At 45.8% G+C, this 18,522-nt stretch carries 16 protein-coding genes, 3 tRNA genes and 3 rRNA genes; 4 read left to right on the top strand and 18 right to left on the bottom strand.

All coding sequences use genetic code 11. The annotated features are described in order from the left end of the window. Positions 1-10: 10 nt before the first annotated feature. The 10 genes from EIH25_RS10125 to EIH25_RS10080 all read right to left on the bottom strand — a co-directional run bounded on the left by EIH25_RS10125 (position 11) and on the right by EIH25_RS10080 (position 9,061). Complete coding sequence (locus tag EIH25_RS10125; protein ID WP_124100931.1) at positions 11-334, bottom strand: DUF4314 domain-containing protein; 324 nt, start codon at positions 332-334, stop codon at positions 11-13. 8 nt (positions 335-342) lie between these two features. After that, positions 343-1,251 carry a DUF6329 domain-containing protein gene (locus tag EIH25_RS10120; RefSeq protein ID WP_124100930.1) on the bottom strand — a complete coding sequence of 303 codons (909 nt, stop codon included), beginning with the start codon at positions 1,249-1,251 and terminating at the stop codon, positions 343-345. Positions 1,252-1,559: 308 nt separating this feature from the next. Continuing rightward, a tRNA-Asn gene (locus tag EIH25_RS10115) sits at positions 1,560-1,635 on the bottom strand. A gap of 170 nt (positions 1,636-1,805) precedes the next feature. Beyond that, positions 1,806-1,921 (bottom strand): 5S ribosomal RNA (rrf, locus tag EIH25_RS10110). A 75-nt stretch (positions 1,922-1,996) separates the two neighbouring features. Then, positions 1,997-4,832, bottom strand: a 23S ribosomal RNA gene (locus EIH25_RS10105). A gap of 264 nt (positions 4,833-5,096) precedes the next feature. After that, positions 5,097-5,173, bottom strand: a tRNA-Ile gene (locus tag EIH25_RS10100). A gap of 76 nt (positions 5,174-5,249) precedes the next feature. Beyond that, positions 5,250-5,325 (bottom strand) — tRNA-Ala (locus tag EIH25_RS10095). A gap of 149 nt (positions 5,326-5,474) precedes the next feature. After that, positions 5,475-6,987, bottom strand: a 16S ribosomal RNA gene (locus EIH25_RS10090). Together the 16S, 23S and 5S rRNA genes with 3 tRNA genes alongside form the textbook arrangement of a ribosomal RNA operon. Positions 6,988-7,430: 443 nt before the next feature. Further along, the gene (locus EIH25_RS10085; protein ID WP_124100929.1) at positions 7,431-7,961 is read right to left on the bottom strand and encodes a sigma-70 family RNA polymerase sigma factor; all 531 of its coding nucleotides are present in this window, start codon (positions 7,959-7,961) and stop codon (positions 7,431-7,433) included. A gap of 254 nt (positions 7,962-8,215) precedes the next feature. Next, positions 8,216-9,061 (bottom strand): prephenate dehydrogenase, encoded by an 846-nt coding sequence (locus EIH25_RS10080; protein ID WP_124100928.1) that lies wholly within the window; start codon positions 9,059-9,061, stop codon positions 8,216-8,218. A 248-nt stretch (positions 9,062-9,309) separates the two neighbouring features. Between EIH25_RS10080 and EIH25_RS10075 the strand changes: the two genes are divergently transcribed. Further along, positions 9,310-9,624: a hypothetical protein gene (locus tag EIH25_RS10075; protein WP_124100927.1), complete on the top strand. Its 315-nt coding sequence runs from the start codon at positions 9,310-9,312 to the stop codon at positions 9,622-9,624. Positions 9,625-9,739: 115 nt separating this feature from the next. Here the strand turns inward: EIH25_RS10075 and EIH25_RS10070 are convergent, their stop codons facing one another. The 8 genes from EIH25_RS10070 to EIH25_RS10035 all read right to left on the bottom strand — a co-directional run bounded on the left by EIH25_RS10070 (position 9,740) and on the right by EIH25_RS10035 (position 15,527). Continuing rightward, entirely contained in the window at positions 9,740-10,120 is a 381-nt protein-coding gene (locus tag EIH25_RS10070; RefSeq protein WP_124100926.1) for a hypothetical protein, read from the bottom strand. Positions 10,121-10,136: 16 nt separating this feature from the next. Further along, positions 10,137-10,739, bottom strand: a complete 603-nt coding sequence (locus tag EIH25_RS10065; RefSeq protein WP_124100925.1) for a CHAP domain-containing protein — start codon at positions 10,737-10,739, stop codon at positions 10,137-10,139. Positions 10,740-10,754: 15 nt separating this feature from the next. Then, positions 10,755-11,717: a hypothetical protein gene (locus tag EIH25_RS10060; RefSeq protein WP_124100924.1), complete on the bottom strand. Its 963-nt coding sequence runs from the start codon at positions 11,715-11,717 to the stop codon at positions 10,755-10,757. 1 nt (position 11,718) lies between these two features. After that, positions 11,719-12,291 carry a hypothetical protein gene (locus EIH25_RS10055; protein ID WP_124100923.1) on the bottom strand — a complete coding sequence of 191 codons (573 nt, stop codon included), beginning with the start codon at positions 12,289-12,291 and terminating at the stop codon, positions 11,719-11,721. 64 nt (positions 12,292-12,355) lie between these two features. Further along, positions 12,356-13,204 carry a hypothetical protein gene (locus EIH25_RS10050; RefSeq protein ID WP_124100922.1) on the bottom strand — a complete coding sequence of 283 codons (849 nt, stop codon included), beginning with the start codon at positions 13,202-13,204 and terminating at the stop codon, positions 12,356-12,358. 52 nt (positions 13,205-13,256) lie between these two features. Next, positions 13,257-14,162, bottom strand: a complete 906-nt coding sequence (locus EIH25_RS10045; RefSeq protein WP_124100921.1) for a DUF2589 domain-containing protein — start codon at positions 14,160-14,162, stop codon at positions 13,257-13,259. 42 nt (positions 14,163-14,204) lie between these two features. Further along, entirely contained in the window at positions 14,205-14,492 is a 288-nt protein-coding gene (locus EIH25_RS10040) for a hypothetical protein (RefSeq protein WP_124100920.1), read from the bottom strand. 204 nt (positions 14,493-14,696) lie between these two features. Then, positions 14,697-15,527 (bottom strand): tyrosine-type recombinase/integrase, encoded by an 831-nt coding sequence (locus tag EIH25_RS10035; protein WP_124100919.1) that lies wholly within the window; start codon positions 15,525-15,527, stop codon positions 14,697-14,699. A 413-nt stretch (positions 15,528-15,940) separates the two neighbouring features. Between EIH25_RS10035 and trxA the strand changes: the two genes are divergently transcribed. The 3 genes from trxA (at position 15,941) to EIH25_RS10020 (ending at position 18,508) form a co-directional block, all read left to right on the top strand. Then, positions 15,941-16,261: a thioredoxin gene (gene trxA, locus EIH25_RS10030; protein ID WP_124100918.1), complete on the top strand. Its 321-nt coding sequence runs from the start codon at positions 15,941-15,943 to the stop codon at positions 16,259-16,261. Next, positions 16,258-17,166 carry an FAD-dependent oxidoreductase gene (locus EIH25_RS10025; protein WP_206425704.1) on the top strand — a complete coding sequence of 303 codons (909 nt, stop codon included), beginning with the start codon at positions 16,258-16,260 and terminating at the stop codon, positions 17,164-17,166. Before trxA ends, EIH25_RS10025 begins: the two co-directional genes overlap by 4 nt. A 214-nt stretch (positions 17,167-17,380) precedes the next feature. Then, positions 17,381-18,508, top strand: coding sequence for a cellulase family glycosylhydrolase (locus tag EIH25_RS10020; protein WP_164489213.1), 1,128 nt, complete (start codon positions 17,381-17,383; stop codon positions 18,506-18,508). Positions 18,509-18,522: the final 14 nt, after the last annotated feature.

Raw genomic sequence — 18,522 nt, 5'->3', positions numbered from 1 at the left:
AACTTAACCGTTACATTGACATTTCCATTTCTTCGGATTCTTCAATATCTTCTGTTTCCGTAATTTCATCGTTTAGAGCATTTTCTTCTAATTGCTCATTGGTCGGAGCCTGTTCCTGATGGATTTTATGAAACTGATCCACATAGGGAATAACGCCAAGCGTTCTGCCATTGTCAAATTTACAATGCATAGTACCCGTGTCGTCCACAAACTGAACCGTTCCGCAAGTACCGCTTTCCACGGGACACAGATCCTCCATATGATCAAGGCAAATCCGCGTGCCTTCGGGATATCTCTGCCTGAGCAGTGCTGCCTTATTTTCATTAAAAATCATATCTCACCTCACATTGTCATTTCCATATCGAGTTCTTCCGATATATCTTCGTTCTCGCCGTTTTCTTCGCCCATTTCAACCGAAATATCAGGCTGAAACGGGATATCAAGATCATGAAGTTTAACTGATTGAATATCCTTTCGTTCAGTAAGAATTTCCGCTGCCGCATGGGTAAGCATTTTTTTCACTTCGTCAAAATCGCAGCCGAGATCCTGAAGAACATCGTCAAGTGAAAACTCCGAATAACCAAGCTTTGTAAACACGGCTATCCTTTCCGCCGTTTCGTTTAACAGCTCATGAAGCTTTCTTTCGCCGTCTGTCAGCTGAATTTCGGGATTATGACATCTTTCCGAAAGCTCCTTTGCTTTGGGAATATACTGGGCGTATCTTGCGTAGTTTGAACCCTCTGATTCGATCAACAAACCGTCGCCCTGTTCCTCATCGCAGATAAGCAGACAATGATAAATATCATCGCTGTCACAGTACATCAAATCTGTGTTCTCAGCGATCAGGTTGTTATCCTGCAAGGGGTGACGTTTTAAATTTTCAAACTCATCATGAGAAACTGCTATTGCTTTTTCTACGATACAAGTCATCGGTCGAAACTCCGGCTCTTTTCTTAGCAGAGTTGTGTTGATCACCAGCTTTTTATTCCGGCAATCCCTCTGAAAAAGCTCTGAGGCAAGAGCATTTAATTCGTCAAGGCTATCTCCCGGACTGATTTTACTGATAGCAGCGCTGCTGAGATCATCATCTCCGTACACCTTGATCTCATAATCCGAATTATCCGCAAGTCTTATTTGTGAAATCGGTCTATTGATCCCTATGCTTTCAAGTTCGTGATACAATTCAGATTTGTCTTTAGGCAATTCTGTAAGCAAAGAATTGTCCTTATGCTTAATGAATACTCCTATCATTTTCATTTTCTCCTTTTTAGATTTCATCATCAAACTTTAAAACCACATTGGAATCACGTCCTTCCTTGAGAAATAAAAAAAGACCGCTTTGTTCATTGCCACATTTTTCGTGACAACAGACAAAACAGTCTTTATATAAATTATTATTTTTTAGGTTTACAGTAAATGATCTGCAAGCAACTGATTTATGATATTTGCACAATACGAAAAGATATATTTTGTTAAGAATTAACAATGGACGGTACCTGAAGTCAGCACCCACTGAAAATAGAAAAAGTCCCGTAAACGTCGTGTTTACGGGACTTTACTGGCTCCCCCTGTTGGACTCGAACCAACGACCCTGCGGTTAACAGCCGCATGCTCTACCGACTGAGCTAAGGAGGAATATATTACCATTTCTTTATGCTTTCTTAGCATTGTGAAACGGTAAATTTGTTCACCTCTTGGCTCAGTCTTTCCGGTGTAAATCTCTTACACTCGCTCTACCGACTGAGCTATTGAGGAATATAATGAATAGAGAAAGTGAAGAACACTTTCTCTATTCTTTTTAAAAGAGCCGGCAAGACCTATTTTACCGGGCCGTACCCAGCCAAGTATCGTTGGCGAAGATGAGCTTAACTTCTGTGTTCGGCAAGGGAACAGGTGGGACCTCATCTCAATCATCACCGGCTATAGTGAAGCATGACAGCTTCAAAATTGAATAATGGATAAAGTAAGGCGTCAGAGGGGAGGGATTGACATAATAAAGGTTAAGCCCTCGACCTATTAGTACTCGCTAGCTTAATACGTCACCGCACTTACACTTTGAGCCTATCAACCTTGTAGTCTTCAAGGGGTCTTACTCCTTTCGGATGGGATATCTTATCTTAAGGGCGGCTTCACGCTTAGATGCCTTCAGCGTTTATCCGTTCCGCACATAGCTGCCCAGCCGTGCCACTGGCGTGACAACTGGTGCACCAGAGGTGCGTCCATCCCGGTCCTCTCGTACTAGGGACAGCTCCTTGCAAATATCCTGCGCCCACGACAGATAGGGACCGAACTGTCTCACGACGTTCTGAACCCAGCTCGCGTACCGCTTTAATTGGCGAACAGCCAAACCCTTGGGACCGAATACAGCCCCAGGATGCGATGAGCCGACATCGAGGTGCCAAACCTCCCCGTCGATGTGGACTCTTGGGGGAGATCAGCCTGTTATCCCCAGGGTAGCTTTTATCCGTTGAGCGACGGCATTTCCACTCACATACCGCCGGATCACTAACTCCAACTTTCGTTACTGCTCGAACCGTCATTCTCGCAGTTAGGCTCGCTTCTGCGTTTACACTCTTCTGCATGGTTTCCATCCATGCTGAGCGAACCTTTGAGCGCCTCCGTTACTCTTTAGGAGGCGACCGCCCCAGTCAAACTGCCCACCTAACAATGTCCCCCGACTTGTTTCAAAGCCGCAGGTTAGAACTCCAGCACTCCAAGAGTGGTATCCCAAGGCTGACTCCACATCAGCTGACGCCGATGCTTCCTAGTCTCCCACCTATCCTGTACATGAAATACCGAAATCCAATATTAGGCTACAGTAAAGCTCCATGGGGTCTTTCCGTCTAGTCGCGGGTAACCGGCATCTTCACCGGTACTACAATTTCGCCGGGCGGGTTGTTGAGACAGTGCCCAGATCGTTACACCATTCGTGCGGGTCAGAACTTACCTGACAAGGAATTTCGCTACCTTAGGACCGTTATAGTTACGGCCGCCGTTTACCGGGGCTTCAATTCAATGCTCTCACATCTCCTCTTAACCTTCCGGCACCGGGCAGGTGTCAGCCCCTATACGTCATCTTTCGATTTAGCAGAGACCTGTGTTTTTGATAAACAGTCGCCTGGGCCTATTCTCTGCGGCTTGATTGCTCAAGCACCCCTTTTCCCTAAGTTACGGGGTCAACTTGCCGAGTTCCTTAACAACCCTTCTCCCGTTGGCCTTAGAATCCTCTTCCTATCTACCTGTGTCGGTTTGCGGTACGGGCGCATTATACATTCATGCAGCTTTTCTTGTCTCCGTCCATTGTGACTTCCCTACTATTTTTCGGTCCCTTTCGACCGGGTCAACCATCGCCCGGCTTCACAACTTTCAAAGCGTCCCTGCATTTAAGTATTTCTGCGGCTACGGAATCTCAACCGTATGTGCATCGGCTACGCGTTTCCGCCTCACCTTAGCTCCCGGCTTACCCTGAGCGGACGAACCTTCCTCAGGAATCCTTAGATTTTCGGCCATTATGATTCTCACATAATTCTCGCTACTCATTCCGGCATTCTCACTCGAATAAAGTCCACCAGCGCTTCCGCTCTGACTTCGCCCCTTATTCGACGCTCTCCTACCACGATAACCTTAGTTATCATCCCAAGCTTCGGTATACGTTTTAGCCCCGTTGAATTTTCGGCGCAGAGTCACTCGACCAGTGAGCTATTACGCACTCTTTTAATGTATGGCTGCTTCTAAGCCAACATCCTGGTTGTTTATGCAACTCCACATCCTTTTCCACTTAAACGTATTTGGGGACCTTAGCTGTGGGTCTGGGCTGTTTCCCTTTCGACAACGAAACTTATCTCACGCTGTCTGACTCCCGTGAACCGATTATCCGGCATTCTTAGTTTGATAGGGTTCGGTAATCTTTCGACCCCTAGCCCATTCAGTGCTTTACCTCCGGTAATCTGTCACGAGGCTAGCCCTAAAGCTATTTCGGAGAGAACCAGCTATATCCGAGTTCGATTGGAATTTCTCCGCTATCCACACCTCATCCCCGGCCTTTTCAACGGACGTGGGTTCGGTCCTCCATGGAGTTTTACCTCCACTTCAACCTGGACATGGATAGGTCACTCGGTTTCGGGTCTATTGCATACGACTTTTTCGCCCTGTTAAGACTCGCTCTCGCTTCGGCTCCGCGCCTTAAGCGCTTAACCTTGCCGCATACAATAACTCGCCGGACCATTCTACAAAAGGTACCCGATCACACCTTGACGTGCTCTCGGTGCTTGTAAGCATAGGGTTTCAGGTTCTCTTTCACTCCCCTCCCGGGGTTCTTTTCACCGTTCCTTCACAGTACTTTTCGCTATCGGTCATCAGGTAGTATTTAGGCTTGGAGGGTGGTCCCCCCGTCTTCCCACGGGATTCCTCGTGTCCCGCGGTACTCTGGATCCAGCTCGCTGACTCGTCTTTTCGCTTACATGACTCTCACATTCTTCGGTATGTCTTCCCATACATTTCAGCTAAAACTCATCAATGCTAAACGCTGTCCTAAACCCCGTATGTATTGCTACACACGGTTTGGCCTCTTCCGCTTTCGCTCGCCACTACTCACAGAATCTCGGTTGATTTCTCTTCCTCGCCCTACTTAGATGTTTCAGTTCGGGCGGTTCCCCTCATATACCTATTTTATTCAGTATATGATGTATGAGCTTCTCTCATACGGATTGCTCCATTCGGAAATCTGCGGATCGTTATATGCTTGCTATTCCCCGCAGCTTATCGCAGCTTACCGCGTCCTTCGTCGGCTCCTGATGCCAAGGCATTCTCCCTACGCTCTTATTAGCTTAACCATTTGAATTATGTCTTTTCCTCTTCTTGCTTTTCGCTAATTGTAGGTTTCTCAAGATCTCTCTTGATTTACCCGACTCTTAATCTCTTTCGATTAATTTGTCGTTTTTCCTCATTTGCATTACTTTTCTTCATTATTCAATTTTCAAGCTGCCAAAGCTCTTGCGCAGCAAGAGCTTGAAAAATCCCTTTGATGAATTATTTCATCAATTTCGCTTTCGCGAAACCGGTATTTTTCTTTGTTCGTTAATTGTTCTCCAATTAACTGGTGGGCACAAGTGGACTCGAACCACCGACCTCACGCTTATCAGGCGTGCGCTCTAACCACCTGAGCTATGCGCCCGAAACTTCCTTTCAGTTCCGGTGAAGACTACGCTTCATCATGTGTGCTACGGTTGTTCTTCCTCCTAAACTCTTGTTGGTGGAGATGAGGAGGATCGAACTCCTGACCCCCTGCGTGCAAGGCAGGTGCTCTCCCAGCTGAGCTACACCCCCAGATCCAAGGGCTTAGGTTCCGTTCTTATGCTCTATTCCTTTTTTAAGATGCCTTTTCAGACATCTTCAAAATTGAATAACAACTCTGCTTCTGTTTCTTCCCTTGTCTGACCGGAGTCTGCTGCTTTTTATTCAGCCTTACTCCTTAGAAAGGAGGTGATCCAGCCGCACCTTCCGATACGGCTACCTTGTTACGACTTAACCCCAGTCATCAATCCCACCTTCGACAGCGTCCCCCTTGCGGTTAGACTACTGGCTTCGGGTGTTACCGACTCCCATGGTTTGACGGGCGGTGTGTACAAGGCCCGGGAACGTATTCACCGCGGCATGCTGATCCGCGATTACTAGCAATTCCGACTTCATGCAGGCGGGTTGCAGCCTGCAATCCGAACTAAGACTATTTTTTGTGTTTTGCTCCGCCTCGCGGCTTTGCTTCACTTTGTTCATAGCCATTGTAGTACGTGTGAGGCCCAGGTCATAAGGGGCATGATGATTTGACGTCATCCCCACCTTCCTCCGTTTTGTCAACGGCAGTCCTGCTAGAGTGCTCTTGCGTAGCAACTAACAGTAAGGGTTGCGCTCGTTGCGGGACTTAACCCAACATCTCACGACACGAGCTGACGACAACCATGCACCACCTGTCTGTACGTCCCCGAAGGGATTTCACTCATCTCTGAGCTATGCGTACGATGTCAAGACCTGGTAAGGTTCTTCGCGTTGCGTCGAATTAATCCACATACTCCACTGCTTGTGCGGGCCCCCGTCAATTCCTTTGAGTTTCAGCCTTGCGGCCGTACTCCCCAGGTGGATTACTTATTGTGTTAACTGCGGCACGGAAGGGGTCAGTCCCCCCACACCTAGTAATCATCGTTTACGGCGTGGACTACCAGGGTATCTAATCCTGTTTGCTCCCCACGCTTTCGAGCCTCAGCGTCAGTTAAAGCCCAGTAAGCCGCCTTCGCCACTGATGTTCCTCCTAATATCTACGCATTTCACCGCTACACTAGGAATTCCGCTTACCTCTACTTCACTCAAGAACCGCAGTTTCAAGTGCAGTCTATGGGTTAAGCCCATAGTTTTCACACCTGACTTGCAGTCCCGCCTACACTCCCTTTACACCCAGTAATTCCGGACAACGCTCGCTCCCTACGTATTACCGCGGCTGCTGGCACGTAGTTAGCCGGAGCTTCCTCCTAGGGTACCGTCATTATCGTCCCCTAAGACAGAGGTTTACAATCCTAAAACCTTCTTCCCTCACGCGGCATCGCTGCATCAGGCTTTCGCCCATTGTGCAATATTCCCCACTGCTGCCTCCCGTAGGAGTCTGGGCCGTGTCTCAGTCCCAATGTGGCCGTCCAACCTCTCAGTCCGGCTACTGATCGTCGCCTTGGTGAGCCCTTACCTCACCAACTAGCTAATCAGACGCGAGCTCATCTTTCAGCGATAAATCTTTGATAGCCTTACCATGCGGTATGACTATGTTATGCGGTATTAACTGTCGTTTCCAACAGGTATCCCCCTCTGAAAGGCAGATTGCTCACGTGTTACTCACCCGTCCGCCACTAGCTTCGGAAAAGCAAGCTCTTCCTCCGCCCGTTCGACTTGCATGTGTTAAGCGTGCCGCCAGCGTTCGTCCTGAGCCAGGATCAAACTCTTAATTTAAGTTGTATATTATATACATCCCTGTATCTAATATCTCTTCCTGTTTCAGTTCCTCACTGACTGTCGTAGTTTTTTTCGTCTTCTACTTGACTTCTTAATTCCTTCCAAGTACTTTCTCTCTCTTCTGGAATCTCCAAGGGTTTCTTCTTCGTCTTCGTTGTTATTCAATTTTCAAGATGCCTTACCGCTATCCCCCCTTAGCTCTCGCTTTCGGGACAGCTCGTTTATTATATCACTTCCGGCGGCTCTTGTCAAGACCTTTTTTTAATCTTTTTTCTGCCTCCGTATACTGCCTCCGCTTTCGCTCTTTGAGACAGCTTATTTATTTTATCACCCTTTTCTTTTCTTGTCAATCCCTTTTTGCTCTTTTTGGTGTTGTGCATAATTTCAGCACTCGTTATCCTTTAAAACCTGTTGATATTGCACAAAGCTTACGCACTCTATTACACTGAGCCTATATTTTCTGAAATCTCTTCTCTGGCTTTTTTAAGATAATATGAAACCGTGCGCTTTGAAACGCACATGACCGCGGCGATCTCATCTATAGACATATTATAGTATACCTTATAGGTCAGCGCGGTCTTATATCTTTCGTCAAGGGCTTTGATCGCATTTACCAGCTCGTTGAAGTCAGCCTGTTCAAAAAAATCGACGAAAGGCTCGTCATCGGGAATGATCATCTCCAATGAGGTATGCTGACTGCTGCTGCTTTCCCGTTTTGCAACATTTAAAGCTGAATTTTTCACTGCTCTTATGAGATACGGTATCTTATCCTCCTCATTAAGCTTGCTGAAAGTAGAAAAAGTCCTTGCGATTCCCAGGAAAGCATCTGCTACAGCGTCCTCGGAAAGCGAACTGTTGCGGCATATGTTGTAGGCAACGGCAAACATTTTGCCGCAGTTTTCCTCATAAAAAGACTCAAAAGCTTTTTTATCATCTTCACTGTCAATAAGGACAAGATATGATCCAAGCATTCTTCCTCTTTTCCTCCTGCCTTAACAATAACGTCCGAATACCATACTGAAATACATTTTATATTTTATCACAAGCGTCAGCCTATGTCAAGCAACAACGCATGATAAAAGCCATATTTATGCAGCTGCGTAAACTGTCTGCGTCTGCGCTGGATTCTGTGGATGACAAAAAACAAAGCCGCCTCTGACATAAAATCCGAACTGCGGCTTTAAATTTCATATAATTTACAGATAAAATACAAGCATAATCTGTTTTACTGTCTTTGGGCGGCGTTGCTGATCTCTTTAAGCTCTCTTCCTTCTTTTAACAGACTGCTAAGCCGCTGGTAATCTTCTCCGTCTATAGCGTCCCGATAATCCTCAAGACATTTTATTATATGGGAAATCTCCGAAACCAAAGGTTTTTTATTCATTATAAAAAGCGTAGTCCACATATCCTCGTTAAGCTTAGCCACACGGGTCAGATCCTTAAAGCTGCCGGCTGAAAAGCCCGCCTGCTTCATAAGACTAGGGCTTTTTATATACGCGCTTGAAACCACATGAGCAAGCTGCGAGGTGAAAGCGATCACCTCGTCGTGTTCCTCAGGCGAAGATACGACGCATTTTGCAAAGCCTATATTATACGCAAGCTTTGATATCTCCTTTACCGCAGACATAGGAGTATTATCCGTAGGCGTCATAATAAAGCTTGCTTTTTCAAAAAGATTGTCTACCGAATATGCAAAGCCCGAAAATTCCCTGCCTGCCATGGGATGACAGCCAAGAAAGCGTACTCCCTCATCAGCCAGAACCTTTTCAGCCGCGGCGACTATCGTACCCTTGACTCCGCAGGTATCTATTACTATTCCGCCTTTTTTAAAACGCTGTTTGTTTTCATTGATAAAATCTATCGTCTGCTGCGGGTACAGGCATATCATCACTATATCGCACCGTTCAAGACCGTCCAGATCAATTTCACCGTCGATAGCCTCCTGCGACAGCGCCGCCGCTATCGTGGTTCTGTTTATATCGAGCCCATAGCATATTTCGTCCGTATTTTTCTTTATCGCCTTTGCAAGCGAGCCGCCTATAAGTCCCAGCCCGACTATTCCGATTTTCATATCAACGCCTCCGCTTTAATGCTTTTATGCTTTTACTTATTAAATTATATCACCGTTTCATGTAAATGTCAAGCATAAAAATATCTGCTGCAATTATAAATTCTGTTGTGACAGGAATGCTGAACTTCGTAGAATATTCGGCGCCGCAGACGGAAAGAATATTTACAGACGATAAAGAATAACCGTCCAAAAAAACGAAAGGAGGCTTTGCGCGCGGCAGCGTCAGCCGCCGAGTGCGCGCTATCTATATGTCTAAACAAGGAATGAAGCGTCCGGAAATCACGGACATTCCCAAAAAGAAAAAAGCTCCGGAGGTTCCGGAGATACAGGGTAAGGCAAAGCACGGAAAATCCCATGTCAATCCCATTATCGCAGGCACTGAAGCTCCCTCTCAGAAGGTTTACCATACCCGTCCGTTTTCCTCGAATACAAACGAAGCTTCAGCTCTTATTTCAGACGATGCGGACAAACCCATTTCCGATGTGTATTCAGCAATTGACAACGACCTTGCAAGGGACAACCTTGAAAATGACATTCCTATGGCAGACCTCCAGGATCTTTAGCATATTAAGTAGTATATTAAGCTTAACGTAATAAAAAATAAAAGACTGTTTCTGCCGCCGTAAACGGGTCTCGCAGAAACAGTCCTTGTTGTTTAAGCCCTTCAGGGCAGTTTTATTATTTTGCCTTCGGCTGATTCATAATGCGGAATAAAGCCGTACCCAGCGACTTTTTATAATAGCTGAGCGCCAGCATTGCCGGCGCTCCCGCAGCATTGTCAGGTGGATAAAGCGCCGCCCGTATATCATATGCTTTAATCGGTCTGCCGTCATTCAGCTTTATCCGATCAAACCTCTCCAGAAAATAATGCTCCGGACAGCTTTCAAGAAGCCTGCCCTCACAAACCAGCTTTCTTCTTGTATCTTCAAGACTGAAGCCCTGCAAAACTATAGTGTAACGCGCAAGCTTTGAATTTCCGCATTTCCGTTCACTTCTGACTGCTCCGTAAATAATCAGCTTATTTTTTCTGTCAGACGAGCTGTATAAACTCACGATCACCGTAGTTACCGCCGTTTTATACAAGATATTCTTCCGCGGCATAATAGACTTTACCGTTTACAAGAATTTTTCTCCACGTATACCCTCCGGCTTTTTTTCTTGAATCGTCCGCAAAGGTCACCCTGCTTCCGCGCGGCAAAGTGCCTGCAATTTCACCTCCGGGCGATTTTCTGTAATGAAGATTGGCGGAAGCCGCGGCCTCTCCCTTTTTCCTGCTTTTATAGTCCATAAGATATATACAGCCCTGATAACCCTTACGCGCGTAAAATTGCGATACCGTTGACCTTTTCAGAAGCCCGTCGTCTGACGAAAGCGTATTATCCGCATTGGCGTTCGCTTCGGTGTAATAAACCCATCCGTTTTCCACCAGCTCTATGTAAATAACATGACCGAACGACCCTCCGCCGAAGCAGGCTATGCTGTCGCTTCTCAGCTCCTTTCCCTTATGCTTCGCCTGAGAGTACCATGTCTTGGCGTCTCCCCTGATCCCGGTATCAACGCCCGCCTTTTCTTTGGCTCTGCCCCTCACATACCATACGCATTGTCCTCTTATGCCGTCGTTATAGAAAGACGAATTGAAATTGCCGAGACGTTTTCCTAAATATGATTCCATTCCCATAGCTTAATCACCTTCTTACATATTGATTTCAAGACAACCAATGGATGTTGGACGTATATTTACCGTTCCCGATTTATCCCTTATCTCAGCGTAAGCATTGTCGGAACCGTTTCCGTCACATCTGAACAAAAGCGGAGAACTCATCAAGCTAAGCTTAGCGCTGTCAACAGGCATACCTGACGATATAAGCAGATTTACGTCCGAATTTCCGCTGAACAGCTTGCTCGACAAAGGCGATTCACCCGGCTCTATCGAAAAGTCCAGACATATATCGAAAACAAAAGTCTTGCCGTTAAAGCTCACCGCCGGAATGCCATTTGTGGTACCATATCCGATTTTATCTTTCATGACCTTGCTTTGGCTTAGATCACAAAAGCCGTCAATAGTGGAAATGTTCACCTTTGTCCATACTTTCAAAAGCTTTCCGCCACCAAAGATCATAAGCGTATTGTAAATATCTTCTTTATTTTCAGGATCAAGATATTTCCACATTGCCGTTCCAGCAAAAAAGATAAGATTAGGGTAATCTGCCGTTAGCTTTACAAGCGGATTTTTGTTACCCAACAGATAATTGATCAGATTTGCGGCATAAATAGGCTTATGATAATTTATAATATCAGTTTTGTGTTTGTCGTTATCATTGATATCATACCAGAAAAATTCAGGCAGAGCGGCTATGACTGTTGTTTTTTTCGAATCAAGCTTATCGCCGGTAAGCTTTTCACATTCCAACCTGAAAACGCGCTCTGTTTCAGCAGCAAGTTTGTCCAGCCATATGATTTGTCTGGCGGATTTCTTGGCGTGAAGCTTTTCGATATATTCCTCCTTGTTGTTCAGCTTAAGCCCATTTTCTTGACGAATATTGTTGATCTCATCAGTCAATGACTTACCTTCATTTTCCTTGAAGCTTTCCTCAAGCGAAGAACGCCAATTCTTGCCTTCACTATTATTTAAAAACGGTAAAAAAATATATTTCATTTTAATTCTCCTTTTCGTATACTCCCGCATGGGACATTGTTTTTTCAAATATTATATTTGCATTTACGGCTCCGACCATACCCTTTATATGAGTCAGCGCCGGTTCAAGCTCAGGGTCGGCCGACGCCATTTTCATAAGCAGAGCGCCGGAAAGCTCCGACGGATCCTGCTTTTTAAGCAATCCCTTTGAAATAAGTCTGACGATGACCTGACAAGTCATGCCCTCGCACTCCGTAAAAAGCCTGCGCCCTGCTGAAAAATATTTCTGTACGCAGGAATAAGCCTGCTCCAATTGTCTTAGAATAAACCTCTGCTTCTGATTCCTGCGCTCCTTTCTGCTCTGATACATTGCCGTATCCAAAGCTTCTTCATCTCCGCATAGCAGCTTTCCCCTTATGACAGCCAGCTCACCGGCGATAGGAAGTCTGTAATTTTCGGCTGTATTTTCAAGCCTTCTTACAAACGCTACGCTTTCGTTGAAAAAATCTCCTGAATTTTTTTCCAGCTTTCCGATGAGCGCCGTCATATCGGACAGTATACCGTCAAAGCTTTCCATGACCGGTATAAGCACCATAATTCTGTTCCCTCCTTTTCACAACTTTAAAATGACAGCAGTATAAATTCCGCATATACATCGCCTAATTGAGAGACAGAAACCTCTGAGTGCTGCTGCCAGAGGAATCCTCCACTATCAGATCAAGGTCCTGCTCCCTTATTTTCAAGGTTATATACATAAGATTATCCTTGCTGCCGTATTCGTTCATTTTTCCGGTATTGGGCTCGACAAATACGCCCTTGTCGTTTTCAGACATCTGCTTGAACTCAAAAAACATCGCGGTGCCTGTTTGCAGAGTAAATTCGTCCAGATCGTCCTCGCCGACAGGCTGATCCTCCGGGGCATAGCTCTGAAACTCCTCTCTAACCGCCAGCTTCAGCAGCGAAACGAACTTGTCCTTTATATCAAGCAGCTTAATTATCTCAAAATTCGCCGTTTCCAGGAACGAATTCATAGGCTCGGCAACAGCCCTTGCTATGTTGTCCGACGATTCGGCATACTTTTTCTGCAGCTCGTCGCTTATTGCCGCAGCATTCTCCTCCAAGGGCTGAACACCCGCCGGCTCCTGAATATTGTCTGCCGCCGCAGACGCCCTCTGCTTTTCCTCCCTGAGCTTTTCAAGCTTCTTCTGCTTTTTTACATAGGCGCTTTTCAGCTGATTGTTCAACAGCTGAGGAAGCTTCAGCTTTACGGCGCTGACAATAAGCGACTGCATAATAGCCTTGTTCCTGCTGTTTGACACCACTCCCGAAACTGAAACCGGAACCTTTACCTCCGCCTCGTCGATCGTATAATGCGGAACAGGCATACCTTTCAGAAAAGGATCCGCATGATAGCTTTGACTGAGAGCGACGGAATTTGAATCGGCAATCTTTCTGGCGTCCGCGATATCAGCGACCAGTTCCCCTATAAACTCGCACAGCTTTATCATAAATAAACCACCGCCTTTCATATTAATATGCCGCAGCATTTTTCATCGGCGTTTACTCGCTTTTCTCAATCGGATCGGAAACCGTCTTTGTAATAATCGACTCCTCGAGAATATCGAGGATCCTGGAAACTCCCGCGGGCATATCGTCCTGAACCGCGTGCACCTTGATATTAAGCGAATAGTCTTTCTTTACCTCCTCGCTGGAGGAAGTAGACTTCTGATTTGAAAACGAAGCGTTGAGAGTAGTGGAAGCGCTGAATCCCCAGCCTTTGTAGCCGAAGCTGCTGCTGCTGTTTACATCGCTCTTTGAAACGTCGCTGCTGTTTTCCGAGGAAACCGAATTGATCTTAACGTTAAATTCAATATCCGCATTTTCAATTTTAATAAACGGAATAGGCATCATAGTCAGGATAGGAACGTCTATCTGCATTTTCTGATAGAGCGCGGGAACGGGAGTATTCGTTTCAGCAACGGACAGCTCCAGCTTAGCTGAAGCATTCTTTGTTCCGTCCTCGTTATCCTGCGAAGCGATTACCGAAACACCGTTTTTTATAAAATCTCCGGACGGAATAGCCGTAAGAGTTACCTTTGCGATCTTTCCGCCGTCATATTCGATATTTGCTCCGGAAATTATATTTCCGTTTACCGTAAGCGCCGTATCCTTCGTTTCATCGTAGCCGCTTCCGCCGTCCTTTACCTCTACCGTAATATTCCGTACAGTCTGTACCTGTGACGGAGAAACCTCCTTATCATACGCGAACGATACGCATACCGGAGCTCCCAAGCCCTTTTCAACACCTGTTTCAGCGTCGACCTCGCCAGGCATAAAGCCTACCTTCCTGATAAAATTCACCGTTGTGTCGGCGGATTCCCTCTGAGCGTTTACTACCGCGTTCAGCGCGCCGCCTATAATAGACCCGAAATTGATCGAGGAAATCTCCTCTGCCGGATTATACATAATTTGACCTCCTTATACTGTTATTTTCTTACTTTGTTTTTCTCAGGCTTTAAAGCATTTGACTATAACCATCGCATACTTTGCCGGCTTATCAGCCGAGCCTCTTAACGCATTGCTGAGAAATTCGATTTTTACGCCGTCCGCGGTTACAGCCCTTCCGTTGACGGATTCGATTCCGTCAAGCTTTTCTCTGGAATAGACGTCGGAAAATTCAATGCCGAAATCCTTTTCCGCAGCCTTAACATCCATATATTCAGCGACAAATCCAAACCGCGCGTCGTAAACCTTTTCCGCGCTCAACACTATTTTCTTCCGATCCCTTTCAGCCATAAACGCTTACCCCCCTTCGTATGAGATTTATGGTACCATGGTCACATTATACAACATTATATTGCATTTCAGCCCTGCTCCGCGCGGCGCAAAAGCCCCGCAGAGCCGGATATGACCGACCCTGCGGGGACAAAGTGAAAAAATATCTTATTTTTTGAAAAAAGGGGTTGACAAACGCAATTTAATGTTGTATTATCTTGCATTTTACAGCTTAAGCGCTTCCATTCTTCTCCTTTGAGTTTCCTTTGACGCCTTTGTGTAAATACGCGTGGTTTCAACGGAGCTGTGACCCAGTATATCGGCAAGCTCCACAAGATTTCCGAAAGCGTCCATATATTCTCTCGCGAACATATGACGAAAATTATGAGGGTATACCTTCTCCTTTTCCACTCCCGCGGCTGCGGCGATCCTTTTAAGGTTTCTCCATACCACCGAGCTGTCGACCGGCCCGGTTCCTTTCTTGTTTAAAAATACCGCTCCTCTTGTGATTCCGAAAGCCTCGCAGTATTCCTTTAAAAGCGTGCAGAGAGCGTCAGGAATAAGCACATGGCGGAGCTTTGCCTTGTAATGTATTTCCGCGCAGCCGTTTTCAAGACTTTCAGCCGTAATAAAACGCAGCTCCCCTACTCTTATTCCCATTCCGCCAAGACAGCGCATCACCAGATACCACCTAAGCTCGCCGTGTGAAACGGTATATCCCAGCAGACGCTCATACTCCTCCCGCAGAAGCTCCGACGGACAGTAATAAAGCTTCTGGCATTTCACCAGCGACATATACAATTCGCTGTATCCGCACCACCGAAAATACAGATTAAGAGAGATAAGATATGAATTAACGGTCGCGCTTTTATACCTCCGCAGCAGACTTTCCTTAAATTCGGCAACCGTTTCGAAATCAATAGCCCTGCCGCCGGCAAAGCCGTAAAAGCGTTCCACGTCGCTTATATACTTTGATATCGTTCTTTTCCCAAGCTGCCTTCGTTTAAGATACTGCGTATATTCTTCCTGATTGTCTTTAAAGCTGTTTATTCTCACAACAAAAACTCCTCCGATTATTTATTCTAAATTCTAGAGAAGTTTAGGCGGAACTGCAAAACCCGTCTGAAAATAACCTGCCAGGCAGGGTTTAAAACGTAAAACTCAGAATAATAATTGGCATTAATTTATCATAACTATATAAATTTTATTTTGATGTTATAATTATACAACAAATTATATGCAGTTGCAACAGCTATTGTTGGAAAAGTTTGATATATGTCTTAATTTCTACAAATATGTCTAAACAATGCATTGAAGTTTGTGCATTTTTACATCAATGTATTTTATTTCCGACAAATTTCGACACACAGATTTATGTATATTTCAAGAACATATCGGTTTTTCCGCATATCAGAGCAGGAGCAGGGAATCATAATTTTCGGAAAACAAATAAAAGGAGCGTTATCAGCATGGTCATGAATATAACTCAGGAGAATTTCAGCAAAGAAGTCCTCGAAAGCGATCTTCCGGTGTTAACGGATTTCTGGGCGGAATGGTGCGGCCCCTGCAAAATGTTTGCGCCGATATTTGAAGAAGCGGCAAACGAGCTTTCAGGGAAAGCCAGGGCGGTAAAAATAAATATTGACAGCCAAGCAGCTTTAGCTGAGCAGTACGGTATAATGAGCATCCCCACCTTTATGATTTTCGTAAACGGCAAGCCGGTCCATAAATCGCTCGGACTTATTTCAAAAGACAAAATACTTGAAATATTCGCAAATTTGCAGCAATGATAAAAAAAGAACTGATAATAATCGGATCGGGAGCGGCAGGACTTACCGCGGCAATTTACGCCTCGCGCGCCGGACTTGACTTTTCTGTTATCGAAAGATACCCGCTGGCAGGAGGACAAATCGTCAACACAAGTGAAGTCGACAATTATCCCGGCTTTATACGTACCACCGGCGCGGAGCTTTCTCAGAAGCTCAGGGAGCATGCCGAAGATTGCAGGACTGATTTTATAACCGACTGCGTCAGTAAAATAAAAAAGCAAAGCGATCGCTTTGAAATAAAAGGAGAAAAGGAAACTTATTATTCAAAGACAGTGATCGCCGCCTGCGGAGCGGCAAGAAAAAAGCTGGGCGTAAAAGGCGAGGACAGGCTTTCGGGAAGCGGAGTAAGCTACTGCGCCGTATGCGACGGAGCTTTTTTCAGAGGCAGAACCGCGGCGGTTATCGGCGGCGGCAATACCGCCGCCGAGGAGGCTCTATATCTTTCAAAGCTGGCGAAAAAGGTTTATCTTGTCCACCGACGAGATAAGCTTAAAGCAAACAAAGCGCTGCAAAGCAGACTTCACAGCGCCGAAAACATACAGACGGTCTTGAACTGCTCATTAGCCGAAATAATCGGAGATCATAAGGTTGAAGCGATAGAGGTCAAAAGAAACGGCGTTTCGGAAGTCATACACACCGACGGAGTTTTTTCAGCGATAGGAATATCTCCCGAATCAGGTCTGCTTCAGGGTCTTGCGCAGCTTGACGAATATGGCTTCGCCATCGCGGGAGAGGACTGTAAAACGTCGGCTGAAGGATTGTTTGCCGCCGGCGACATACGCTCAAAGCCCCTGCGGCAGATCGTTACTGCCGCCGCCGACGGAGCCTCTGCGGTTTTATCGGCAGAAAAATACCTGAACGGGTAAATAATCAGGACAGCGCTGTACAAACGCCGTATTAAGGTTTTGCGCGGCGCTGTCTTGGCTTTTGCTTTCCTTTTATCAGACTGTTGCCGAAATAATTTCACAGCTATTGATTTTTTTTATGATATATGCTATCATAAAATCACCAAACAAATTTCTGAGCATATTACATATGAAACGGAGGTATGCTTACAGAGCAAGCTCTGCGAGCGGTTTTATGAACAAACAAATTATAAAGCGTATGGTCGCATTCGTTTCAGCTGCCATTATGACATTTTCCGTATCAGGCTGCAGAAAGTCCGAGGATAAGAAAACGGAAGCGCCTTCCGCGAGAGTAACGGTAGAAGGAACAAAATTCATGGTCAACGGCAAGGAGCTGTGGATCAACGGCGTCAACACACCGTGGCAGAAATGGAACGATTTCGGCGGAGATATGGACGAACAGTTCTGGGACGACACCTTTTCGCAGCTTGCGCAGGACGGAATAAACTGCACGAGAATATGGATCAACTGCTCCGGAGAAAATATTGTGCGTCTTAAAACTACCGGAGGCATAAAGGAGATAAAAGCGGTTCACTGGGAAAATCTTGACAAGCTTTTTGAAATAGCCGAAAAGCACAAGGTATATGTTATGGCTACCCTGCTTTCCTTCGACCACTTCAAAGGCGGGGATAACGGCAGCGGCGACAAATGGCGCGCTCTTATAAGCAATAAAGAAACCTGCGATGAATTTGCCGAAAAGTATGTAGGCGAATTCTGCGACAGGTACGGAGATAACGAATACCTGTTTTCAATAGATCTCATGAATGAACCCGACTGGGTCTATGAAAACGAGGAATGCGGCAATATTCCATGGGAGAACCTTTCCTATTTCTTCGGGAAATGCGCCGCGGTTATCCATGAAAAATGCGATACTCTCGTTACGGTCGGCATCGGAATAATCAAATACAATTCAGATAAATACGACGGCAACATGGTTTCGGACGCGTATCTCAAGGAACTGACAGGCAGCGACAACGCTTATCTGGACTTTTACAGCACCCACTATTATATGTGGCAAAGACAGTGGTACGGCTTCCCGTTCACGGTTACTCCCAAGGAATTCGGTCTGGAGGAAGCAAAGCCCTGCGTTGTAGGAGAAACCTCGAACGACGACGCGGAGGAATGCGGTCTTACGCTTACCGAAAAGTACAAAAGCGCCTATGAAAACGGCTGGAACGGCGTAATGGTATGGATGGAACCGCAGGAAAGCGGAGAATGGTACTGCTACGAGCTTACTCAGGAAGCTACCAAAGCAATGCTTGAGTTTATTCCGGATAAGATCTATCCGCTGGAGAACAATTAAAGTACGTTTATTTT

This window comes from Ruminococcus sp. Marseille-P6503, from assembly GCF_900604945.1.
GTDB lineage: Bacteria > Bacillota > Clostridia > Oscillospirales > Ruminococcaceae > FB2012.
The sequence above is the reverse complement of the archived record's forward strand: the minus strand, read 5'-3'. Positions and strand labels throughout refer to the sequence as shown.